Genomic DNA, 23,999 nt, shown 5'->3' with positions numbered 1-23,999 from the left:
ACTGGTCCGCGAATCTCAGCGACCTACCGCCCCCACAAAGTAGAAAACAAAAGAGCCGCGCCCCCCGGCTACGGCTTATTAACTTTATGATTTCCAATGCAAGTTACCAGCTTTCCAACATCTTTTATAGGAAGAACGGAATGTTTTTACGTTCTCCGAAACGAGGGTTTGACAAACCCCGCCATACCCCGTATGTACGCTCGCTACGGCACCGTAAAGGCGTATGATAACCGTAGCGAGGTGCCGGTTTACGTTGGGGCTGACGAGGCCTTAGCCGACTTTTTAGCCGAGGTGAAAATCTACGCTGAGTCGTTGACCACAACCCCGCCAGCGTACCCCGCCGACCGCGACGATACCGACTATGGGTTAACCCCCGCTCGCAACTTGTGGGCGTCTCGATTCGCCCGCGCAAAGGCTTCACGCCATGCAGCCTAACCTATCGGTGTTTAAGAACGCGCTGACGAACCAGCCCTACGAAGTTCAGGCTACCCCCGTCGTACTGGTTCAGCGAATTGCTTCAACCAAGTACCAGCCACAGACGGAACATCTTCGGGCACTGCCTGATGCCGAGGCGAAAGCGACCTACAAAAAGACGGGTTTCGTGGCCGTTACGTGGTCGGGCGAATTTGGGCCCACTCGCGCCAAAGCCAATTTGCAGACCCATAGCGGGCTTATCTGTACTGACTTTGACAAGTTGCCGCCCGAACGGTTAACTGCACTTAGAAAGCAGCTAGTGACCGATGAGTTTACCCATGTGCTATTTATCTCCCCGTCGGGTAATGGCTTGAAGTGCGTGGTTAAGATCGACTGCCCGACCGGAGATGCGCACGAGGCATTTTTTCGGCAACTGTCCGACTACTACCGGGACTGCTACGGCGTTACCGAGACCGAACTCGACGCCAGCGGTAAGAACGTGGATCGGCTCTGTTTTCTGCCCCACGATCCCAATGTCTATTACAACGCTGACAGCTCGATAATGCCGTTAGCGGATGAATACGCTGTACCCGTCAGCAAACAGCAGGCTCCACCAGTCGAGTCAGAACGCACTCGTTCAAACAAACATGGATTAGACAGAGCCGACGTAGGGGATTGGGTTAGTCAGATCGAAGCCGCCCCCGCAGGCAAAAGAAACGAGGTGCTTTGCAAATTTGCTTATCTGGCTGGGGGATATATCGCGGGGGGGCTAGTCGATGAGTCGGCTGTTATTTCTGCGCTGGAAGGTGCCGTCTGGACATGGCAGGATGATAAAAGCTACGAGAGCGATTGCCGGAAGATCAGAAAGCAAATTGAGGCAGGCAAGACCCAGCCGATTACAGACGCCGCCGATTATCGTTCTACCTACCAGCACTCGCACCACACTACGCATCCTCAGGAGTGGCCGCAACCCGTACCGCTTAAACCAGAACTGCCAACCGTGCCGAAGCTGGAAAGCGACATGTTGCCCGAACCGCTCCGGCCGTGGCTGGCTGACATTGCCCACCGGATGAAATGCCCCCTCGATTTTACGGCTTCGGCGGCCGTAGTGATGTTATCATCACTAGTTGGTACCCGGCTCGCTATTAAGCCCAAAGCCAATGACGACTGGACAATCGTACCTAACCTATGGGGGGCTGTTATCGGTGAACCATCGGCGCTAAAAACCCCGTCGGTAGCCGAGGTGCTAAAGCCCCTGAACCGGCTGATTACGGAATCAATGGAAGACCACGAACAGCAGCAACTTCGTTACCAGGCGGGCCAGATTACTTACGAGGCACAGAAAAAGGTCTACCTATCGCAGGAGCAAGACCGGCTTAAGGGAAAGATAGTAAGCAATGCCGTCGACTATCCAGAGGCACCGGAGAAGCCCACAGAACGGCGATATATGACATCTGACGCGACCGTAGAAAAGTTGGGCGAGTTGCTCAATGAAAACCCTAACGGGCTTCTTCAATTCCGGGATGAGCTAACCGGCCTACTAGCAGGCTGGGACCGGGCGGGACACGAGCAAGACCGGGCGTTCTATCTGGAAGCCTGGAACGGCAACGGAGGCACGAGCATTGACCGTATCGGGCGTGGGACCATGCATATTAAGAACGTGTGTGTGTCCCTGCTGGGAGGTATCCAGCCGGCTAAACTGCTGGGTTATCTTCAAGCCGCTACCGGCTACGAAAACGATGGTTTCGTGCAGCGGTTACAGTTGGCCGTTTTCCCGGATCGTGCCAATTGGAGCTATACCGACGATGTACCCGACAAGCCAGCCAGAGACAGGGCCTTTACGTTGATTCGTAAGATAGCCGATATGGATTTGGGGGAAATCGGGTACGCCGCCGACGAGTATAACCGCTTCCCATATACCCGCTTTGCGCCAGAAGCGCAGGCCATTTTTAGGGAATGGCTCACCGCATGGGAAACGGTTGTACTACCTGCTGAGCAAGGGTTGTTACTCGAACATTTTACCAAGTATAGAAGCCTGATGCCCTCGTTGGCCCTGATTTTTCATGTGGTGAATTGTGCTGATTCGGATAGTGAACCCAAGGGTGTTTCTGTGGAAGCCGCAGCAATGGCCGTACGGTGGTGTGACTATCTCATGAGCCATGCCCGGCGCATCTATGGCTTACTCGATACCGTCAGTATCGAAGGGGCTACCCGAATCTTAACCGAAATACGCCGAGGTAAGCTATCTGACGGCTTCAAGGTTCGCGACATAGTACGGATGGGATGGAGTCACCTAAAGACTACTGAACAGGTCGAAACAGCCATTGGTGAATTGATTGCCCGGTACTGCCTACGGGAATCAACATCTGATGCCCCAGGCACCGGTAGGCCCGAGTCACCCACGTATGCTATCCACCCGTCCTTCTTACCAAATGCGTAAGACGACGTACCGACAGAACCGACAAAAGGGCAATTCGTGGGTTTTGTCGGTTTTGTCGGCGTGTCACCTTACGCATTTGGGCTGATTAACAACTGTAGTATGATCGCGGCAAAACGATTTGTTGACGCCATCGGTAGAACGTGGATACTGTGCGCCGCCTACTCCGCACGAAAGCCGTATCAGGTCTATGAGGCAGGCCAGCACTACCCCGGCTCCACAAGATACAAAGCCTTCACCTATGCCGAAGCGAAAGAAGCCTTCGAGCGGGTCTCTCACCTTTACTAACCCCTTACCAACCAACTATTCCCCTTGCTTATGAATCCTTTCGGTAATCCCAACCCCCGGTTCTCAGCGGGCCTCGCCGTGGCGCTCATGCCGACCCGCAACTTTGCCCAGGAGCGGGCTGACAAAGCGGCGAATCTCCAGCTCATGCAGATGGAGCAGCAGCAGGCGGCTCAAGCTGCTGAGGAGAAACGCACCGCCTTAGCCAGCGTGCAAAATACCCTATCGCTCGTCGATCAGCAGGATTTTCTTGCCCCCGACAAAGCCCGGCTGAACCTGAATCTCACCGAGCCGTTCCGGCAACAAGTGGAGAAAGAGATTACCGATGATTACGGAGGTGACGTAACCCGTTATGGTCGCGAGCGGGGCGACTACCTGGCCAAGCAGTTCGCCAAACAGCTGCTGGCTCATCCATTACGTCAGCAGGCTTTACAAACCAAAGCCAACTACGCCCTGGCCAAGGATGCTGAGGCGAAGGGGAAGCTCATCGTGGGCGACTTCGATAAAGACTACCTCGACTATATGCAGGGACGCACCGACCGGCTGGTTTTCCGAGGCGCCTACGATGCCCCCAAGAACGTGTGGGACTACTTCGACAAAAACCACAGCACAAAAGGGCAGTACGGCCAGACAACGGTGGTGAACGGCAAGCTCCAGCAACGGGCCTTTGAGGTGACGCGGGATGATCTCTACGGACACCTGCTGTCCGAGGGTCTCTCCCCCGCCGAGGCGCAGGACTATATGCGCCGGGTGAACTACCAAGGTGGGCGAACCTGGAAGATGGATTCGCAGTCGCCGTGGGATGCCGCCGAGCAGGCCCAGCAAAACGCCTTCCGGCAACAGGCGTTAAACTACCAGGGGCAGGGGTTGGCTATCCAGCGGGAGGGCATGAGCCTGGAACGTCAGCGTACCAATGCCGAGGTCAGTCTAAAGGATGCGCAGGCTCAGAAAGCCCAGGCCGAGGCCAAAGGGGGCAGTACGGGTAGTGCTGGCATTGTGCAGCATATTTGGGCACCCGACCCGAAAAATCTACAGGAGGTCAAGATCAGCAGCCAGCCCTTACTACTCAATGGCAGGACGGTGAAACGCGGCCCCGGTGTTGGCGGTCCCGTCGGGGAGGCAATGGTTAAATCATTGGGTATTGAATCGGCCATACCGCCACTGCTAGACGGTGGCTATGATAAGGAAGGCCGCCCGATTCAAAAGCCCGGTGTTATTGCCTCAAACCTGATGAGCGTAACCGACCTACGGGGCAGACGCCACCGCAACCCCGACGGTACGGTGATCCAGTTTCAGCAGGTCGATACCAACCACATTTACTATGTGCCAGCGGGCAAGGAAGGGAGCGGAGCAGCAGAAAACCGGGTGCCTCATTTGATGGGCACGGCTATTATTGACAAAAAGCCCGTCCAGGTGCTACTACCCATGCCCTATTCACCACTTGCCGCTAACCAGATGGGTAGTATATCGGCCACCAACAACAGCGATGAGAAGCGGGCGCAGACGGTAATCAGTACCCCAGCCGAAACAGGTAGCCGTTCGCCGCTATCCGGCCTGATACCAAGTAGAGCGCAGCAGCTTCGAGCGCAGGAATTACGCAGTTTTCTACTTGGACCTAATCCGTAGCTGACACATAAGAAAGGGGCCAACGTGTAGGGTCGCTGGCTTCTTTCTCATGCTTATTATAACTGAGTGAGTCAGCCCATAGTACTATGCCATAGTACTGAAAAAGGCTCCAATAGCCTACTAGATAGTCTTTTATGTCCTTTTTTTAATAGAGGAAAAAGGACACTTTATTCCTTTTTGGCGAGGTAGACCGCGCCGATAACGGCGATGACGAGCAGGATACGCAGGGTGTCTTTCGCCAAGTGGTTGAAGAGGTCGAGCTGCGAGACAAGGGTGTCGCTCTTGTCGTGGTACCACCACAGCTTCTGGCTGTAGAGGAAGCTGCCGACCCCACCCGCCAGTAGCAGCAGCAGGCAGATCAGGATGGTCAGCAGGCACAAACGCTGGAGTTGTCGGGCGGAGAGCATCGGGCGGAATTTTCGCTAATATACATTCTGTCCGTACGCAACAATAAATTTGATCAGAGCCAGATACTACCCCTTTCCCCTTCTATTCCCCCCACAACTCCCCACATCAACGCAACACCCCCAACGCGCCCGCACGAGACTACTACAGTTCGTTGATTATCAGCCGTATAAGCACATTAGCAAAACAGCCTTATTTGTAAATTTTAGTTGGTTTTTTTTCGCTGATAGCCAAATTGTAGGGTTAGCCCCCCGTTCCAGAAAGCCCGCACCCCTGACCCCAAATACCCCCCGGTAGCTTACATGAAAATATTGTCATCTCGTTTTAAGCGATTGATGACGCCGATACCAACGGGCTTTTTGTGCAGTGAACATGGGAGATAAACACAAAAGATGACCGTTAAATAAACTACTTTTTGTTGCATTTGGTGGACTACAGAACAGAAGGATAATAGCACCGACGGGCATAACCCCTATGGGAATAAATCAGCCCATAAAATGGGTATGCAGCAAAAGGCAGCAAGAAACCTGATGTTGAAAATTATTGACTTGTAGGTGTCGGTTTGGTTTCTTTTCATTGCACTGTCCCCAACGGCACAGGACTAACCGAATGCCTTTAAACGGGACAATAACTAGCCATGTCAAAATCTAACAATCTCTCAAACGTAGCCCACGACTTAAATACTCTACTTGCCGCCCGAAAGGTGTTTGTTCGCTGGCTCGCTGAGAGCAAAGACCCAAAGGACTATCAGGCGATTGAGTTTATGGAAATACAAATAGATGATCTGGTCTGGGACGTGGAAGAACAATTGCTGAAACTACGAGAAGTAACACCCCACCCCGACATTACCGCCACCTTCGACGGGGAAATACTAGAACGGTTGATCGACAAGCGTAATGACAACGACAAAAGAATTAGAAAGGCTGATTCGTCCGACAATTGCGCCGTATGGCTGGCAGAGGACGACGCAATCAACAGCGAGTTAGAAACGCTGTTATTGGCGGCCATCGCTGAGCTGGAACACGACCAGTAGTAAGTACCTATCAGGCTATAATGAACGAACCCTGGCTATGTGTCGGGGTTTTTTCTTGCTCCTACCACCTTGCGCCTAGTTTAGGGAGAAAACGACATCCTTAAGCGCTAGTGTGCGTTGGGTAAGATGTTTGTTGGGTCAGTCTGGCTATCCTGCCAACTTTGCATTAGTTCATTAGCTAGATCGTCTGCTTCCTGAGCCGTACCCTTCAAACGTCCCGCCAACTCTCTAAGTTGAAGCATACGCATAAGTCGTTCGATTTCATCAGCCGTGAACGCAGCGCGATCAAGTCGGATAACGTATTCTGTCAATGTGGTTTCTATTCTCATGTCATTATATCAGAGAAAGGAAAACGTTGTTTAAACCATAGCTTAAACCAAAAGCAAAAAAGCACTTAACATATTTGCTAAGTGCTTGATTTTCAACGTGGGAGTTGAGGGATTCGAACCCCCGACCCTCTGCTTGTAAGGCAGATGCTCTGAACCAACTGAGCTAAACTCCCTTTTACTGCCGCCCTTCTTTCGTCGTTTGGTGGTGCAAATATAGGGGGGTGAAGGGGCGTTTTGCAAGGCCTGAGGCAAAAAAAGGCTAAGTATTTTGCAAGCCGTTGGCGCTCAATTAGTTTGCAGCGATAGGCCCAGGGTCTGTTCGTCCGTCGTTTACGCGCTACTCGAAATTGAGGTAGAGCGTTACGGTGTGGGTGGTCAGGCGCTGAATGTTGGTGGTGGCGGGGGTAGCCGTGCTGCCTTTAAAGGCATTGACGAGGCTGTGTGAGAAACGCAGTTCCGGGGCAAATTTGAAATATTCCAGAAATTGCTCGAACCCAATACCATATTCCAGCGAGAAGTCGGTGCTGGCCGTGTTGGGCAAACCCAGGCTGGCGTCTTCGCGGCGCTTGCGGTTGGTTTCGATCCCCAACGATGCCCCGCCAATAAGATACATGCGTGAGTTGACCCGCCGCGCCGACTTGTATTTCAGCAGCAAGGGCAGTTCCACCCAGGCCGATTCGATCAGGTTCGCTTTCTCGGTGCCGTCGGCGTAGGTGTAGTTGATCGACCGGCTGATAATGGAAATGCCGGGGTTGGTACGCAGGTCGAAGTTATCGTCGAGGAAGGCGTTGACCAGGAAGCCCACCCGCAGCAGGCCCGTGTTGTTGGGCGATGTGATCCTGACAATGGGGTTGGGGTCGGTAACGCTACCGTTTGCCGATGCAAAGTTGGGGGTGTACGTCAGGCCGTAGCGGGTGGTGGGCAGGCCAAAATAGAAGCCGAAGTGAATAGGCTTGAGGTCGTAATCTTCCTTGTATTTCCGAATATACTTGTATGTCGATGATTGGGCCGTGGCCGCTTGCGCTGCCATCAGCAACAGCATCGCCAGGATTGTTAGTCGGCTACGATTTAACCTGGCAGAAAAAAACGAGGGGTTCAGGTAACTGGTCAGGGTTTGTGGCCAATGTAAATCGACGCGACGCCGAAGGTGAGCGGTATCCATTTGGTGTTGGTAAATCCGGCGGCTTCGTAGATGCGCAGAAAATCGGGACCGTCGGGAAAAGCCTGCACCGATTCGGGCAGGTAGGTATAAGCCGACGCGTCTTTGCTGACCATGCGCCCCACCAGCGGCAGGATAGTCCGGGAGTAAAAACCGTATACTTGTTTAAACGGAAACTGGCGCGGGTTCGAGAATTCCAGCACAACGCAGGTACCGCCGGGGCGCGTCACACGACACATATCGGTGAGGCCCTTTTGCAAATTCTCGAAGTTACGCACACCAAAAGCAACGATGACGGCATCGAAATCATTGTCTGGCAGGGGCAATCCTTCCGAATCACCCGACCGCATGTCGATGATCTGATCCACGCCGCGCTGCTTCATTTTCTCCCGCCCAACGGATAGCATACCCTCTGAAATATCCATGCCCACGATCTTATCCGGCTTCAGAGCCAGGGCTTCCAGCGCAAAGTCGCCGGTGCCGGTAGCAATGTCGAGGATGCGTTTGGGAGGTGTAGCAGACGCTTTGCGCAGTTCACGAATGGCCCGTTTCCGCCACAGGATGTCGATACCACCGCTGAGCACGTGGTTCAGCAAATCGTATTTCGGCGAAATGCTGTCGAACATTTCGGCCACCTGCTCGCGCTTAGAGGTGTCTTTGTCTTTGTAGGGGAGTACGGCCATGTTGTGAAAGAGTGAAAAAATGATAGAGCGAAAGAGTGAGCCAAAGTTGTTTATACAAGGTTTACGCTGGCGTAAGCAACTTTCGCTCACTCTTTCGCTCTATCACTCTTTCACGAACAACTGCCTGTTATAGGGGAAAGTTTCGGCCGGGAGAGCGGGGGTTTCGTAACTTACCGGCATACAACCAACTCATCATCATGAATCACGCCGCACGTCTGATCACCGGACTAACCGCCTCGCTCCTGCTGGCATTTGCGCCCGGTCCGCCCGACAAAAAGGTAGCTAAACTGCACCAGCGCATCCTGACGCTCGACACCCACGCCGACGCGCCCATTATGCTTCAGAAAGAGGGGTTCGACGTGGGCAAAACGCACGATACTAAAGCCGACGGGTCGCAGATCGATTTCCCGCGTATGAAAGCCGGAGGCATGGACGCTATGTTTTTTGCGGTCTACACCGCCCAGGGTCCCCGCACGCCCGAAGGTCATGCCGAGGCCAAGCGCAATGCCCTGAATCAGTTTGCGCTGATCAACGCCGCCCTGAAAAAGTACCCCGATATGGCTGAACTGGCCCTTTCGGCGGCCGACGCCTACCGGATCGAGAAGGCAGGCAAACGCGCTATATTCATCGGTATGGAAAACGGCTACCCCGTGGGCGAAGACCTCAGCCTGGTGAAAACCTATTATGACCTGGGATGCCGCTATATCACGCTGTCGCATTTTGCCAACAACAACATCGCCGACTCGGCTACTGACCCCGACGGGCCGCTGCACAATGGCCTTAGTCCGTTTGGCAAGCTGGTCGTGGCCGAAATGAATCGCCTCGGCATGATGATCGACATCTCGCACGTGTCGGACAAAACGTTTTATGACGCGCTGGCGCTCTCGAAGGCACCCATGATTGCCTCGCACTCGAACGCCCGCGCCCTCTGCGATTTTCCCCGCAACATGACCGACGACATGATTAAGGCCCTGGCCGCTAAAGGCGGGGTGGTGCAGGTCAATTTTGTAAGCGACTACCTCCGCAAACCCTCCGACGCGCACCGACAGGCCATGACCAGCCTGCGTATGTCGAGCCTGGGCAAAGCACAAACACAGGCTCAAAAGGACCGGCAGAAAGCACAAACCGATTCGTTAAAGCAGGTATATGCGTCAGAACGCGCCAGCCTGGGCGACATCGTGAACCACATAGACCATATTGTGAAGCTCGTCGGCATCGACCACGTGGGCATCGGCTCCGATTTCGACGGGGGCGGGGGCGTGAACGGACTCGAAGACGTGAGTCAGATCGAAAACCTCACCGCCGAACTGGTCAAGCGGGGCTATTCTGAGAAAGACATCGCTAAAATATGGGGCGGCAACCTGCTGCGCGTATTGGGGCAGGCGAAAAAGTAATGCTTTAAAAGGGACCGGATCGCGCAGATAACGCCGGTTCAGCGGGTTATGGGCGAAGCCATACGAATTGGCTGATTGACAGAAGACAGTAAACAGAAGCCGGAAGCCTATTTTACCCTTCATGAATCGCGCTGATTTTCTCAAAGCTACTACGCTGGCGAGTGCCGCACTTATTACTGACCCACTTCAGGTGCGGGCCTACATCACTCCCAAAAAGGCCCCGAAATACCGGCTGGCCCTGATTGGATCGGGCTGGTGGGGCATGAACATTCTACGAACAGCGCTGACCAACACCGAACACCCCGCCCAACTCGTAGCCCTGTGCGACGTAGATGCGGCCCAACTGCGCAAGGCCGAAACGGAGCTAACCAAGCTCACCGCCGACCGCCCCAAACGCTACCGCGATTTCCGTGAATTGATCACCACCGAAAAACCGGACGTAGTCATTGTGGCTACGCCCGACCACTGGCACCCGCTCATTGCCATCGCTGCCATGCAGGCCGGGGCGCACGTATATGTGGAAAAACCCATTGGCCACACCATCAACGAGGGTAAAGCCATGGTGCGCACAGCCCGGAAAATGGGGCGGGTGTGTCAGGTGGGTACGCACCGGCGGGTATCGCCGCACAACGTATCGGGCATGGATTTTCTGAAGTCAGGGAAAGCGGGAAAAATCGGTATGGTGCGGGCGTTTGTGTATTACGGCGGTGGTGCAGGCGAAAAAACACCCGACGCAGAGCCACCCAAAGACCTGGACTGGAACATGTGGTGCGGTCCGGCCCTACTGCGGGCCTACAACCCCACCATGCATCCGCGCGGCTTTCGCAACTACCTCGACTACGCCAACGGTACTCTGGGCGACTGGGGGATTCACTGGATGGATCAGATTTTGTGGTGGACCGACGAAAAAGCCCCCCGCAAGATATACTCCACCGGAGGTCGGGCCATTCGCCGCGACAACACCGACGCGCCCGACCACCAGGTAGCGACGTATGAGTTTGAAAGCTTCACCGCCGTGTGGGAACACCGGAACTTTGCGGGTAACAACGCCGAAAAGACAGACCCCAACCAGGCCGTGGGCTGTTACTTCTACGGCACAGAAGGTACCTTTCACATGGGCTGGCTCGACGGCTGGACGTTCTACCCCGCCGACGTGAAAAAGCCCGTTATTCACCAGCCAGCCCAGCTTGATAAGCCAGACGATCAAAATATTCGTGCGCTCTGGGCCGATTTTATGGCCGCTATCCGTACCAACCGGCCACCCATTTGCGATATTGAAATCGGTCATAGGTCGACTAACATGGCCCTGCTTGGTATGTTATCGCTCAAAGTAGGTCGCAGTATTGCCTGGGATGGCGACAAACAGCAGGTTGTAAATGACCCGGAAGCCAATACCCTACTTAGTCGTGCTTACCGGGGCGAATGGCAATATCCAGCGTAGGTTACGTACTTTTGCGGTCCAGTTGCGCAATGTATGTTTGTACAACAATCAGCCTTCAACAGACCTGCCGTTCTTTCGTGAAGTTTATTCGTCAGCCATTTCTCTGGGTAACGAACCGCATTTCGGCGGTGCAGTCGGCTCACCCCCGAAGCCGCCGGGCGCTCCAAAATTCAATTGCCAGTGTGTTGGTGAAGATTGGCAACGTTTCGTTGTCGTTTATTCTGGTAAGAATTACGCTGGAGCTACTCAAAGAAGAGAAGTATGGTATCTGGACAGCCATCAGCTCGTTGGTCACGTTTGCCTCGTTTTTTGATATCGGACTGGGCAATGGGCTGCGCAACCGGCTGAGCGAGGCCGTTGCCAAAGGAGATAACACGACTGGTCGGGCCTACGTTAGCACAGCCTATCTGCTGTTTACGGTTATTCAGTTCGGGTTTCTGGCGCTGGCCGCTGGGCTGATCTACGTCATTCACTGGAAATCTGTACTCAATTTCCGGTTGTCAGACAGCTACGTAAGCCTGCTGGTGCTGATTACGCTGGCGGGATTCTGCATGAAGCTAGTTCTCGACGCAGTATCATCGGTCCTGATGGCCTTGCAACAGACGGCCCTGTCGAACCTTATTTACCTTGTTGTCAATGTAGGTTTGGTATTGGGAATCTGGGTGTTAACGCTGGGTGGTTACAACAACCTGCTGTCGGTAGCCATCGTAACAGCCATCGTGCCGGTTGTCATCATCCTTGGTTTCAGCATCTATTACTACCGGACTCAACTGCGCGATTATGCGCCTTCTTTTAAGGCTATAGATTTTAGTACCCGCCCGAAACTGATGAACCTCGGGTTGAAATTTTTCATCATTCAAGTTGCTGGTGTCATCATTTTCTCCACCGACAACGTCATCATTTCCAAGCTGTTCGGCCCAAAAGCCGTAACTGAATACAGCGTTGTGTTTCGGTATTACAATGCTGTCAGTTCGTTGTTTACTGTCATCATCTCACCGTTTTGGTCGGCCTTCACGGAAGCTTACGCCAAAAATGACATGGCGTGGGTACAATCGGCCTACCGGCGCATGCAACGCAGTTGGTTCCTGATCTTCGGCACCGTACTGATCATGTTTTTGATGTCGGGCTACGTGTACCAGATCTGGCTGGGCGACAGTTTCAAAACAACTTGGTCGCTGAACGCGCTGATGGCCATTTTTGTGCTTATTGCCTGCTGGAACAACATTACGGTCACGGTGCTAAACGGCTTCGGCAAAGTGAAACTGCAACTCTTCACCGCCGTGGCGGGGGCCATTATTAACATTCCGCTATGTGTTTACTTTGGGCGTAACCTTGGCCACGGCAGTAAAGGCATCATCATGGCCTCGTCGATCTCACTGCTATTTGGCACGGTTCTCGGTACTATTCAGGCCGATAAGCTGGTGTCGGGAAAAGCGCGGGGTATCTGGGCGAAGTAAAAGAGGTCAGCAGTCCTGTTTAAGCCAGCGTACTGATTCATCCGTTTCCAATCTCGAATCGATACAAATTAGGCAGGCTGTGGGTAGTGGCGAAACTTTCAACTGAGCGATTCGTTAAGCAGATAAATTGAACTGGGTGATGAAATCCATCGTAGCTATCTTACTGGTACACCTCATACTGGGCAGCAACCTGCTTCCTGGCTTTGGTATTGACCAGTCGGCACGGTGGGTTGAGCTGGTTAATCACTATCAGGAACATCGCCAGACCGACGTTCACCTGGGGCTATATGACTTCCTGGTTATGCACTACGGGGCCAATTCTGAACACCAGAAACACCCCCGGCACAATCACCATAACCTGCCAACGGCGGGTCAGTCTGTTTCCGTTTTTACGCCTACCATACTGACGCTTAGTGTTGAACCTTCGGCACTATCCGTTATTCACGTGGCCAAAGCCACCTTTTTCCGCAAAGCCGATCTCTACGCCTTTGCCGCGATTCGTTCGCTCATCAATCCCCCCCGACGGTAAGCCTGCGTGCCCTCACGGGCAAATCGTGCTTTTTCAAAACTGTTTAACGTCCAACGTTGATCGCAACTGCATTCCAGTTTGCGACTGTTTCCTGCGTTTGGCTACGGGACGTTAAACGTCTATCCGTCTTTCTATGCTCAATGCCATTATTAAGTTCTCTATCCAGAACAAGCTCATCGTTGGCCTCCTTACGTTGGGGTTGATTTCGTGGGGTGTCTGGTCGGCCACACAACTACCCATCGACGCCGTGCCCGACATCACCAATAACCAGGTGCAGATCATTACGAGCAGTCCCTCGCTGGCCGCCGAAGACATTGAACGGCTGGTAACGTTTCCCATCGAGGTAAGTCTGTCGAATATTCCCGGCCTGACTGAGCTGCGGTCGTTTTCGCGCTTCGGCCTGTCTATCGTCACGGTTGTTTTCACCGACGCCACCGACGTGTACTGGGCACGGCAGCAGATCGCCGAACGCCTTCAGAACGTAGTGGGGCAGATTCCGCCGGGCGTCGGTACCCCCACCCTGGCCCCCGTAACAACGGGCCTGGGCGAAATTTTCCAATATACCGTCACCCCTAAAAAGGGCTATGAAAGCAAATACAGCCTGGCCGATCTACGTACGATTCAGGACTGGACGATCCGGCGGGGGTTGCTGGGCACCGAGGGTGTAGCCGACGTCAGCGGCTTTGGCGGGTTGCTGAAACAGTATGAAATCGCGGTGGACCCTGACCGGCTCAAGAGCGTGGGCATCACCATCGCCGATTTGTTTCACGCCCTTCAGCAGAACAACCAAAACACCGGCGGGGCCTACATCGACAAGAAGCCCAACGCCTATTTTATCCGCTCCGACGGCCTCATCAGTTCGCCCGACGACATTGCCAACATCGTAGTGCGGCTGGGTAATGAGGGGGGCAGCATGACCGGATCGCCCATTCGGGTGCGTGACGTAGCCACGGTACACATCGGATCGGCGGTGCGCTACGGAGCTGTAACCCGCAACGGACAGGGCGAAACCGTAGGGGCAGTCGTGATGATGATTAAGGGCGAAAATTCGTCGGCGGTGATCACGCGGGTGAAGAACAAGATTGCGGAGATCCAGAAAACCCTACCCGAGGGCGTTCAGATTATTCCGTTTCTAGACCGAACCAAGATGGTCGACAGTGCCATTGGCACCGTAGAGCGTAACCTGATGGAGGGCGCCCTGATCGTGATTTTTGTGCTGGTACTCATGCTGGGCAACTTCCGGGCGGGGTTTGTGGTGGCGTCGGTAATTCCGCTGGCCCTGCTGTTCGCCATTTCCATGATGAACCTCTTCGGCGTATCGGGTAACCTCATGAGCCTCGGCGCCATTGACTTCGGCCTTATCGTCGACGGGGCGGTTATCATTGTAGAGGCCACGCTGCACCATTTGCAGTTGCGCAAGGGTGAACGGGTGAAAGAGCGGCACGAATCAGACGAGTCAGATACGGAGGTGCTGAACCAGTCCGAAATGGATGAAGAAGTCTACGGTGCAGCCAGCCGGATACGGTCGTCGGCGGCATTTGGCGAGATCATCATCATGATCGTGTACCTGCCCATTCTGTCCTTGTCGGGCATTGAGGGCAAGATGTTTCGGCCCATGGCCCTGACGGTGGCCTTTGCCATTCTGGGCGCCTTTATCCTGTCGCTGACCTACGTACCCATGATTTCGGCCCTGATGCTCAGCAAAAAAGTGGCGCATAAGGAATCCCTGTCCGATAAGATTATGAAGCGGCTTTTTCGGGTCTACGAGCCGCTGCTGCTGGGAGCCCTGAAACACAGGGCGCTTATTCTGGGGGCAGCCGTACTGCTGTTGGGCGTAGCCCTGTTCACGTTTTCGCGCATGGGCGGCGAGTTTATTCCGCAACTTGACGAAGGCGATTTTGCTATCGACACCCGTACACTCACGGGCAGTTCGCTCAGCGAAACCGTCGACGCCACACTGAAAGGCGAACGTGTGCTGCTGAGTCAATTTCCTGAAGTGGAGCAGGTAGTAGCTAAAATTGGCTCCGGCGAAATACCAACCGACCCTATGTCTATCGAAGCCGCCGACTTGATGGTCAGTTTGAAGCCCAAAGACCAGTGGACATCGGCCACGACGCGCGACGAACTGGCCGAAAAAATGAGCGAGGCGCTGTTGGCTATTCCGGGCGTTACGTTTGGTATTCAGCAACCCGTACAGATGCGGTTCAACGAACTGATGACCGGTTCCCGACAGGATGTAGCCCTGAAAATCTACGGCGAAGACCTGAATGAACTAACCAAACTAGCCAATCGGGTGGGCGGTTTGGTGCGAAAGATTGACGGCGCAACAGATCTATACATAGAGCAAGTGGGCGGGCTGTCGCAGATTTTGATTAAGCTGGATCGCAACGCCATTGCCAAATACGGCCTGAATGTGGCTGACGTAAACCAGACCATCAACACGGCTTTTGCGGGGCAGTCGGCGGGGTCGGTATACGAGGGCGAAAAACGGTATGACCTGGTGCTGCGGCTGGCCGAAGACAAACGCCAGACCATAGACGACATCCGCAACCTATATGTGGCCACACCCGACGGCAATCAGCTTCCATTGGGGCAAATTGCCACGGTAAGCGTAGAGCAGGCACCCAACCAGATTCAGCGTGACCAAACTCACCGACGTATCACGCTTGGTTTCAACGTTCGGGGGCGTGACGTAGAAAGCATCGTGGCCGAACTACAGCAGAAAGTACAGTCGCAGATCAAATTTCCACCGGGCTATTCAGTCACCTATGGCGGCACGTTCCAGAACCTGGTCGACGCCAAGCAGCGCCTCACTATTGCCGTTCCCATTGCACTGGGGCTGATTTTTGTGTTGCTGTTTTTCACGTTTGGCTCGGTCCGGCAGAGCCTGCTCATTTTTATGGCCATTCCGCTGGCGGCCATTGGCGGGGTGTTTGCGCTCGAACTGCGGGGGATGCCCTTTAGCATTTCGGCGGGCGTGGGCTTCATTGCGCTCTTCGGCGTGGCGGTGCTCAACGGGATTGTGCTCATCGCTGAATTCAACCGGCTTCGGCACGAAGAACACCTCACCGACATGACCGAAATCATTCGGCAGGGGTCCGAGATCCGGTTGCGGCCTGTGATCATGACGGCACTGGTGGCCTCGTTCGGTTTCATCCCGATGGCCATTTCCAACTCGGCAGGGGCCGAAGTGCAGAAGCCGCTGGCCACGGTAGTCATTGGCGGATTGCTCACGGCTACACTGCTGACGCTGGTTCTGTTACCAATCCTGTACTCACTTTTCGAGAAAAAATCATTGGAGAAAGAAGCGCAGGAGGCGAAGAAAGCGCCGATCAGAAACGCCGCCCCCGTAGCGACGGCGATAGTCCTGCTCATTTTGCTGGGCTCTGTCGAACACGCCAGCGCACAGTCGGGCAGCATCATTTCGCTCAATCAGGCCCTGCAACAGGCAGGAAATCGAAACGCACAAATCCAGTTGGGTACCATTGGCGTGTCGCAGCAACAGGCTCTGCGCCGCACCGCCTACGACGCTGGCCGGCTTTCGGCCACGGTCCTGCTGGGGCAGTACAACAGTCGCCAGTTCGACAATAACCTGACCCTAACGCAGACCATTCCAAACCCGGCCCTCATGCGCCGCCTCGCCGACCTGAACGACCGGACCGTGGCTAACCGGCAGGCATCGGTGGCCGTGACCCAAAACGACGTGCGCTATCAGGTGAAGGCAGCCTACTATGATTTGGGTTATCTACATCAGCGACGGCAACTCTACCGGCAGCAGGATACGGTGCTGGCCGAATTTGTGCAGGCGGCAACCCTGCGGTTTAAAACGGGCGAAACGGGCAGCCTCGAAAAAGCTACCGCCGAAAGTCAACGCGCTGATCAGCAAGTGCGCTTAGCTCAGTTGGAAGCCGATTTAACAGCCGCCCGCACCCGACTGAAAACGCTGCTCTACAGCCCCAACGCCGTTGATACCGACGAACAGCCACTACCCAAGCTAACCCTGCCCTACAACCCCGACAGCCTGCTGCTGACCCCGCCCGACCAGAACCCACAGGTGCGGTTATTGCAGTCGCAGATTAGCGTGGCAGAGCAAGCGCGTCTGGTCGAACAGGCCCGCCTCCGGCCTGATTTTCTGGTAGGTCTGACCTCACAAACCCTCATTGGCAATCAGCTCATCGACGGGCAGGAGATTTATTTCGGCGGTGGGTACCGGTTCACTGCCGGGCAGTTGGGCATTACGTTTCCCCTGTTTGGTAAGGCCCAGAAAGCCCGCGTAGAAGCCGCCCGCGTAGGCGAACAGTTAGCACAGACAGAACTACAGTCGGGACGTTTTGGCCTGAATCAGCAGCTGCAACAGGCTGTAGGACAATACGTTCAGTACCGAAATGCGCTGGTATATTATGAACAGAATGGCCTGGCGCAGGCGCAGTTGATTCAGACCAACGCCCGCCGCGCGTTTCGGGGTGGCGACATCGGCTACGTCGAATTTTCGCTGGCCATCCAGCAGGCCCTCACCATCCGCTCGTCGTACCTCGACCTGCTAAACCAGTACAACCAATCGGTTCTCTACATAACCTATTTGCTGGGCAACGCCTGATACAGCTATGACTTTGTTCATCTTTTTGCCATTCCTGATTTCGTTAATCCGCCTGCAAAGGCGATTGGCAGACCACTCTATACATGTACCCCAGCCTACTGATACCCAATCCTTTCTTCAGTATACAAAAGCGGTCCTGTTTGTCTTGCTTTTAACTTTTTGCGCTTGTTCGTCGGGCAAAAAGGCGGAGCCTTCAGACGAAACCGCTGCTAAAAGAGACTCTGCCGAAGCTAAACCAAAAGACGGGATTGTGCGCGTGTCACTGACGCAGGCGCAGTATAACGTGGCTGAAATAAAACTGGGGCAACCCACCAACCGAAGCCTCAACACCGTTCTGAAAGCCAACGGCCAAATCGACGTACCGGCCTCGAATCTGGTGTCTGTATCGGTGCCGTTTGGGGGCTACATTCGCTACATTACGCTGGAGCCGGGGCAGCGGATTCGGAAAGGGCAAACGCTGGTGGTGCTTGAAAACCCCGACTACATTCAGCTTCAGCAGGATTACCTCGACACCAAAGCCAAACTGGAATATGCCGACCTGGACTATGCCCGACAGGAAGAATTAAGCCGCGAAAACGTGAGTGCGTTGAAGGTATTCCAGCAAACGCGTTCCAATCGGCAGAGTTTGCAGGCTCAACTCGCCGCCGATGCCCAGCGGCTGGCTATTCTGCGCATCAACCCGGCTACGCTCAGTCCATCCCGGCTCACGCGCACCGTCACCGTACCCGCCCCTACGTCGGGCTACGTCACCAACGTGCCCGTGAACCGGGGGCGGTATGTGAACCCGTCTGATATTCTGGTTGAGATCACCAACATGGACGATCTGCATGTACGGCTTAATATTTTCGAGAAAGACATAGGCCAGATTCGATTGGGGCAGCCGGTGCGGTTTGGTATTGGCAACGACGCCGCGCCCATCCACAGGGGCACTATTTTTCTGATTGGCAAGTCTCTCGCTACTGACCGCACCATTCCCGTACTGGCCCACCCCGACGAGCTAAAGCCTATTTTCATCCCCGGCGGCTACATTTCGGCCCAGATCGATGTAAAAACGCAGTCGCTACCCACCCTGCCCGAATCGGCTGTCATAGGCTTCGGGGGTAAAAGTTATGTGTACGTGCTGGAATCGAAGGATGGGAAGCCCACGGTCTACCAGTTTCGGCAGGTGGAAGTGCGCACGGGTATCCGCGAAAATGGCTTCGTTGCGGTCTCGCTCCCAGCCGGTGTTGACCCCATTAAAACGCCTATCGTAGTTAATGGGGGCTATAGCTTGCTCAGCAAGCTGAACAACAACGAAGAAGAGTAGGCAGCACTAATACTGCTAGTGATCCATAATAGCATGCTATCCCGGCCGAGAAACGATTAAAAAACAACGCCCGCCTGCAAGCCAATGGTTGCCGAAAGGGGGCGATTATTGCCGAAGCGGACGGGAAGCGGCATGGCGATAAAGTAGTTGACTATCTGCCCTCGCCGGACAATTTTGTTGAGTACTGGCGTTATACCGTATCGCCCCGACGTCTCAAACGCGAGCCGTCCGGCAAACGTAATGTCATGACCTAGATTGACGAGTAAACCCGGATGGAACAGCACATTTGACACCCGGCTGCTACCATTTTCTGCCCGGATGAGGGGTACGACCTCCATGGAGAAGCCAATTTGTTTTGTTTTCCACAGGTTAAGTCCAATCGGAAAGCCGACGACATAATATCCAGCGAAATTAGTTTCGGCCCTCTGCCCATCTACCGTAACCAATGGATGCAGAATGCCCAGATACCCAACCATCCGTGGGTATGTAGACGTAGGTGGCAAAGGCGGCTCCGTCTGGGCCACCATCTGGACCGGAATGGTCAGCAGGCAGGTAAAGGCAACCAGGCTAGCAATTAGTCGGCTCGTTTGTGCAACGTGTAACAGCATTGTCTTTTTTAGGACAAGAATATGCCGGTTGCCAAATCGGAAATAGAACGGATTTAACCTTTTGTATCGGCTTTACCTTTTCGTCTTTGTTTTCTGTATGCAGATGGATTTTGCCCCGTCTGTTTTTTGAAAATGCGCGTGAAATGGCTTTGATCAGAAAAGCCGGTCAGGTACGCGATTTCAGTGAGTGTGTAGGAGGTTGTCGCCAGCAAATGCAGGGCTTTGTCAATACGTAGTTTCCGGATATAGTCGCCAAAGGACAGGTCATCAAAGTAGCGGGCAAAGGTCCGGGATATATAGGCGGGATTGACGGCTACACTTTCGGCCAGTTCGGTAAGGCTCAACGTCAGGTTAGTGTCCATCTGGTCCTGAATCGCATGTTTCAACTCACTCACCCAGGTGGGTATTTTTCGTTTGCTCGTTGACCGCAGGTACGTGTGCAATACCTCCAGCAACAGCCGCTCGGTTGGGCTTTGCGTATGTTTAACCAGTTGCAAGTGCTTTGCCCAACTGTAGAGTGCGTCGTAGAGCACAAGTCCCTGCGTCAGCAAGGCCTGATCGTCTTCAATGTTGAAAGCCATCCCCGCCGAAATCGCCCACAATCCGGCTGCCTGTGCTGCCAAGCCGTGATCGTCGGTATCGGCGCCCCGCACAATGGGGGCCATTATGTGCAACGCCGGGTCGGTCAGCGTATGTTTTTGCAGAAAATAGTCAAACGTGCAGCGGTCTTCGTAGTGAGTGTATTCAACGCCGGGTACATCGAAGGGGGTTGCCCCTAACGCCTGCGCCTGTGTCAGCACCTCACTTTCAGACACAAACAGAACCGTCGCCACCGGGTCGATGAAGCGCAGAATCAGCCAGGGACAGGCCAATCGGTCGATTTTAGGTCGTTCGCGGGTGATCCAGACCATACCAATACTGTCGCTATGATTTTTTTACAGGAGAATAAGCAACTGCTCTTTCAACCCGAAACGCTCCTGGCAGTCCGGATAAATTTATTGAAACGGATGCAGCCAGATAAAGCAAAAGGGCCATTCCTGCGCAGGAATGGCCCTTTCTACAGTATAATTGGTTCACATCAGCAACTACATACGGCTGTTGCTTACTGCCACTATTATCAATGCTTGAACACTTTCACCTGATACACGTACGCCTGCATCTGCTTGATCTGCTGCTTGCGGGACAAACGGGTCATTCGGTTCTTACGGTTCAGCGCCAGCATATCTCCCTTCAGCGAGTCGGGTGAGATTGCAGCCAGCGCGTTGAGCAGCACGTTAGTTTTCACCGCAAACGTGGCTCCTTCCGACGTGATCTGTTTGGCCGTGATAATACCAATGATGTTACCCCGCTCGTTGAGCAGCGGCCCGCCTGAGTTGCCGGGGTTTACACTGATAGCTACCTGATACGCCGCTGAGTCGCCCCGGAAACCGGTACCCGAACTGAGGTAGCCTTCACCATACACAATCTCTTCGCGGGGGTAACCCAAGGTAAATACCCGTTCGCCCAGATCAGACGGGCGAGCCTCAAAACTGTAGGGAACAGGCGGCAGAGCATGGAAAGCCGTATCCTGTCCGATCGCCAGAATAGCCAGGTCGTGCTGTGGGTCGGTATGCACAATCCGGGCTTTATAAACCTCGCCCTGCTGACTCTGAACGTAGACGGAGTCAGACCCCTGCACAATGTGGTTATTAGTCACCAAAAAGCCTGACGACGTAAGCAGAAAGCCCGAACCCGCCACCTGACCTGGGTTTTGCTGGAATACCCGGCCCCGCCCGCTGATGTTATTGAGGAGCTTATTCTGCGTCTGCTGAATAACCGCAATATTTCGCATCATCATGCCATATTGCTGGTCCTGCTTGTGGCTGTTTTGGTAAGAGCGATACAAAATGATCGTGGCAAATGTGGTCATGATAGCCACAGCAGCTGCGATGGCCAATGTGGGCCGGTGCACGTTCCACCATACCCGAACAGGCTGGTGAGGCTCGGCTACGGGCAGCAGTGCATCGGCCTCCAGCGACTGATGAATACTGTCCAGCTTGTTTTTAAACGCCACCCTACGGCCATAGGCCCGCAGAGTATCTTCAAAAGAATTCATGTCATCGGCGTTCATTGGTAGTGGTCGTCTTGGTAGTCTCTAAAAAAAATCCGCTTCAACCGCGTCAGGCACTTGTACTTCTGTGTCTTGGCGTTGTCAGCATTGGTATAGCCAAACTTCTCCGTAATGGCCTGCATTGACAGGCGGCGGACGTAAAAATCGTCCAGCAGTGTCCGGCAGGGTTCGCCCAACTGATCGAGCGAGGTAGCCATCTGGGCAAACTGGTTCTCGCGCCGCTGATGCTCAGCCAGATCCTCGGCCACATCATCAGCAGGTTCATCATCCATGGGCGCGGCCCGTAACATCGGTGAGCGCCCGCGTAAGGTTAACTGCTTGAGCCATAAACGTCTGGCCACGGCATAGACAAACGTTTTAAGCTGGCAGTGCAGATCAAAATCTCCCGCCGACACTTTCTCATACAACACAATGAGTGTTTCCTGATAAATGTCTTTGGCGTCTTCATCCGACCCACTATTCGACACCACAAGGTGCGAAACCATGGGGTAATGCTGCCGGTAGAGTTGGCTTAATGCTTTATCAGACCCTTCGGCCAACCCGCTCAGCAGATCGTCGTCTGTCCAAATCAACTGTGTTGTTTCACGCATGTAACGATCACTTCTTAATACAAAAGAGGGGCCAGGGGTAACCCAAAAAAAAATTAAAAAAATTTTTACGGATGGTGGGTTACCTTCTTCATCCCCCTGTATTAACGTATGGAAAGTTAACCAATAACATTTAAACACATAAGATCATGAAAGGCTTCGCAAAATCTGCCCTGTTCGTAATGTCAATCCTTGCTCTGGCTACTAGCTGTGAGAAGAAAGCTGAGACTACGTCAACAACTGAGTCAACGTCAACTATGTCTATGGATTCATCGGCTGCGTCGATGGATACCACGATGGCTACCGGTGCTGAATCAACTTCAGCCATGTCATCATCAATGGCATCTGACTCAGCGAAGTAATTTACTTCGCCACCGCTTACAGAAAGCCCCTCGCAACCGAGGGGCTTTTTGCGTTTATAGCAAACGACCGCAGTCCAGTTGAGTAAGCCTGGGAAAGTGCAGGCAGCGGAAGTGCGGAGATTTATGCATCTTCCCCACTTGTCTAACCAACCTCCTACCCTATCTCGATGACTGCAATACTGGGTGTTTTGTTTCACGCATTGGGCGGCTTCGCCTCCGGTTCATTTTATCTTCCGTTTCGCAATGTAAAAGGCTGGTCATGGGAAAGCGCCTGGATCGTGGGCGGGCTGACTTCCTGGATACTCGTTCCCTGGGTTATGGGTAGCCTGACGGTGCATCACCTGGTCGATTCTATTATGAGCGCCGATACCGCCACCCTCGGCTGGACCTACTTCTTTGGCGTACTCTGGGGTATTGGCGGCCTGACTTTCGGCCTCTCGATGCGCTACCTGGGCATTTCGCTGGGTATGGCCGTAGCGCTGGGCTACTGTTCGGCCTTTGGCACGCTGGTGCCGCCCATCTGGGCAGGGCGTTTTCATGAATTACTTACCACCCGCACCGGGCAGTTTACGCTGGCGGGTGTGGTAGTGTGCCTTATCGGCATTGCCATTTGCGGACTGGCGGGCTTCAAAAAAGAGAAGGAACTGGATGCTGAACAGCAGAAAGCTACCGTAGCAGAATTTGACCTACGGCGCGGCATTGGCGTGGCTACTGTATCGGGTATTCTGAGCGCCTGCTTCTCCTTTGGCCTCACAGCCGGGCACCCCATTGCCGTATTAGCTGTTCAAAACGGCACCGACCCGCTTTACCAGAACAACGCCATTTACCCCGTCCTGCTTTTCGGCGGGTTCACCACCAACTTCATCTGGTGCATGATCCTGAACACACGCAACAAAACGTTTGGCGATTACCTGAATACCTCCAAGCTTCTAAAAAATAATTACTTGTGGGCCGTTCTGGCGGGTACGACCTGGTATTTTCAGTTCTTCTTTTACGGCATGGGCGACACCTTTCTTGGCGACTCGTTCCGGTTTGCGGGCTGGACATTACACATGGCCTTCATCATCACCTTCAGCACGCTTTGGGGCCTTTTCCTCCACGAATGGCGAGGCTCCAGCCCCTCCACGCTCCGCATCGTCTACACCGGACTGAGCATCATTATTCTCTCGACGGTGCTGATTGGCATGGGAAGCCAACTTTAACTGAGTTCAATGTTTGATGTATAAAGTCCAACGTT

At 53.9% G+C, this 23,999-nt stretch carries 19 protein-coding genes and 1 tRNA gene; 12 read left to right on the top strand and 8 right to left on the bottom strand.

Going from position 1 to position 23,999, the window contains the following annotated elements:
- Positions 1-192 precede the first annotated feature (192 nt).
- The 4 genes from J2I47_RS25655 to J2I47_RS25640 all read left to right on the top strand — a co-directional run bounded on the left by J2I47_RS25655 (position 193) and on the right by J2I47_RS25640 (position 4,762).
- Positions 193-435 carry a hypothetical protein gene (locus J2I47_RS25655; protein ID WP_207367485.1) on the top strand — a complete coding sequence of 81 codons (243 nt, stop codon included), beginning with the start codon at positions 193-195 and terminating at the stop codon, positions 433-435.
- Positions 425-2,854, top strand: a complete 2,430-nt coding sequence (locus tag J2I47_RS25650) for a DUF3987 domain-containing protein (RefSeq protein WP_207367484.1) — start codon at positions 425-427, stop codon at positions 2,852-2,854. Before J2I47_RS25655 ends, J2I47_RS25650 begins: the two co-directional genes overlap by 11 nt.
- Before the next feature lie 99 nt (positions 2,855-2,953).
- The gene (locus tag J2I47_RS25645; protein ID WP_207367483.1) at positions 2,954-3,139 is read left to right on the top strand and encodes a hypothetical protein; all 186 of its coding nucleotides are present in this window, start codon (positions 2,954-2,956) and stop codon (positions 3,137-3,139) included.
- A gap of 30 nt (positions 3,140-3,169) precedes the next feature.
- The gene (locus J2I47_RS25640) at positions 3,170-4,762 is read left to right on the top strand and encodes a hypothetical protein (protein WP_207367482.1); all 1,593 of its coding nucleotides are present in this window, start codon (positions 3,170-3,172) and stop codon (positions 4,760-4,762) included.
- A 167-nt stretch (positions 4,763-4,929) separates the two neighbouring features.
- Here J2I47_RS25640 and J2I47_RS25635 read toward each other — a convergent pair whose 3' ends face one another.
- Positions 4,930-5,169 (bottom strand): hypothetical protein, encoded by a 240-nt coding sequence (locus tag J2I47_RS25635; RefSeq protein WP_207367481.1) that lies wholly within the window; start codon positions 5,167-5,169, stop codon positions 4,930-4,932.
- A 635-nt stretch (positions 5,170-5,804) separates the two neighbouring features.
- On the opposite strand from J2I47_RS25635, the gene J2I47_RS25630 reads away from it, so the two are divergent.
- Positions 5,805-6,200, top strand: coding sequence for a hypothetical protein (locus tag J2I47_RS25630; protein ID WP_207367480.1), 396 nt, complete (start codon positions 5,805-5,807; stop codon positions 6,198-6,200).
- Between the two features lie 427 nt (positions 6,201-6,627).
- On the opposite strand, the gene J2I47_RS25625 is transcribed toward J2I47_RS25630, so the two are convergent.
- The 3 genes from J2I47_RS25625 to ubiE form a co-directional block, all read right to left on the bottom strand.
- A tRNA-Val gene (locus J2I47_RS25625) sits at positions 6,628-6,702 on the bottom strand.
- 164 nt (positions 6,703-6,866) lie between these two features.
- Entirely contained in the window at positions 6,867-7,691 is an 825-nt protein-coding gene (gene porT, locus J2I47_RS25620; protein WP_207367479.1) for a type IX secretion/gliding motility protein PorT/SprT, read from the bottom strand.
- Positions 7,637-8,371 (bottom strand): bifunctional demethylmenaquinone methyltransferase/2-methoxy-6-polyprenyl-1,4-benzoquinol methylase UbiE, encoded by a 735-nt coding sequence (ubiE, locus tag J2I47_RS25615; RefSeq protein ID WP_207367478.1) that lies wholly within the window; start codon positions 8,369-8,371, stop codon positions 7,637-7,639. Before ubiE ends, porT begins: the two co-directional genes overlap by 55 nt.
- A 197-nt stretch (positions 8,372-8,568) precedes the next feature.
- Between ubiE and J2I47_RS25610 the strand changes: the two genes are divergently transcribed.
- The 6 genes from J2I47_RS25610 (at position 8,569) to J2I47_RS25585 (ending at position 19,095) form a co-directional block, all read left to right on the top strand.
- The gene (locus tag J2I47_RS25610) at positions 8,569-9,765 is read left to right on the top strand and encodes a dipeptidase (RefSeq protein WP_207367477.1); all 1,197 of its coding nucleotides are present in this window, start codon (positions 8,569-8,571) and stop codon (positions 9,763-9,765) included.
- A 121-nt stretch (positions 9,766-9,886) separates the two neighbouring features.
- Positions 9,887-11,206, top strand: a complete 1,320-nt coding sequence (locus J2I47_RS25605) for a Gfo/Idh/MocA family protein (RefSeq protein ID WP_207367476.1) — start codon at positions 9,887-9,889, stop codon at positions 11,204-11,206.
- A gap of 77 nt (positions 11,207-11,283) precedes the next feature.
- Positions 11,284-12,663: a lipopolysaccharide biosynthesis protein gene (locus J2I47_RS25600; RefSeq protein WP_207367475.1), complete on the top strand. Its 1,380-nt coding sequence runs from the start codon at positions 11,284-11,286 to the stop codon at positions 12,661-12,663.
- A 139-nt stretch (positions 12,664-12,802) separates the two neighbouring features.
- Positions 12,803-13,192: a hypothetical protein gene (locus J2I47_RS25595; protein WP_207367474.1), complete on the top strand. Its 390-nt coding sequence runs from the start codon at positions 12,803-12,805 to the stop codon at positions 13,190-13,192.
- 133 nt (positions 13,193-13,325) lie between these two features.
- Complete coding sequence (locus J2I47_RS25590; protein WP_207367473.1) at positions 13,326-17,789, top strand: CusA/CzcA family heavy metal efflux RND transporter; 4,464 nt, start codon at positions 13,326-13,328, stop codon at positions 17,787-17,789.
- Positions 17,790-17,934: 145 nt separating this feature from the next.
- Entirely contained in the window at positions 17,935-19,095 is a 1,161-nt protein-coding gene (locus tag J2I47_RS25585; protein ID WP_229374948.1) for an efflux RND transporter periplasmic adaptor subunit, read from the top strand.
- Positions 19,096-19,151: 56 nt separating this feature from the next.
- On the opposite strand, the gene J2I47_RS25580 is transcribed toward J2I47_RS25585, so the two are convergent.
- From J2I47_RS25580 to J2I47_RS25565, 4 genes are all read right to left on the bottom strand, one after another.
- Complete coding sequence (locus J2I47_RS25580) at positions 19,152-19,703, bottom strand: hypothetical protein (protein WP_310587747.1); 552 nt, start codon at positions 19,701-19,703, stop codon at positions 19,152-19,154.
- 53 nt (positions 19,704-19,756) lie between these two features.
- Positions 19,757-20,614, bottom strand: a complete 858-nt coding sequence (locus J2I47_RS25575) for a chromate resistance protein ChrB domain-containing protein (RefSeq protein WP_207367471.1) — start codon at positions 20,612-20,614, stop codon at positions 19,757-19,759.
- A 206-nt stretch (positions 20,615-20,820) separates the two neighbouring features.
- The gene (locus J2I47_RS25570) at positions 20,821-21,798 is read right to left on the bottom strand and encodes a S1C family serine protease (RefSeq protein ID WP_229374947.1); all 978 of its coding nucleotides are present in this window, start codon (positions 21,796-21,798) and stop codon (positions 20,821-20,823) included.
- Between the two features lie 11 nt (positions 21,799-21,809).
- Positions 21,810-22,403 (bottom strand): RNA polymerase sigma factor, encoded by a 594-nt coding sequence (locus tag J2I47_RS25565; protein WP_207367469.1) that lies wholly within the window; start codon positions 22,401-22,403, stop codon positions 21,810-21,812.
- Between the two features lie 526 nt (positions 22,404-22,929).
- Here J2I47_RS25565 and rhaT point away from each other — a divergent pair.
- Positions 22,930-23,964, top strand: coding sequence for an L-rhamnose/proton symporter RhaT (rhaT, locus tag J2I47_RS25560; protein WP_207367468.1), 1,035 nt, complete (start codon positions 22,930-22,932; stop codon positions 23,962-23,964).
- The last annotated feature ends 35 nt before the right edge of the window (positions 23,965-23,999 follow it).

It is taken from the genome of Fibrella rubiginis (assembly GCF_017353185.1).
Taxonomy (GTDB): domain Bacteria; phylum Bacteroidota; class Bacteroidia; order Cytophagales; family Spirosomataceae; genus Fibrella; species Fibrella rubiginis.
The sequence above is the reverse complement of the archived record's forward strand: the minus strand, read 5'-3'. Positions and strand labels throughout refer to the sequence as shown.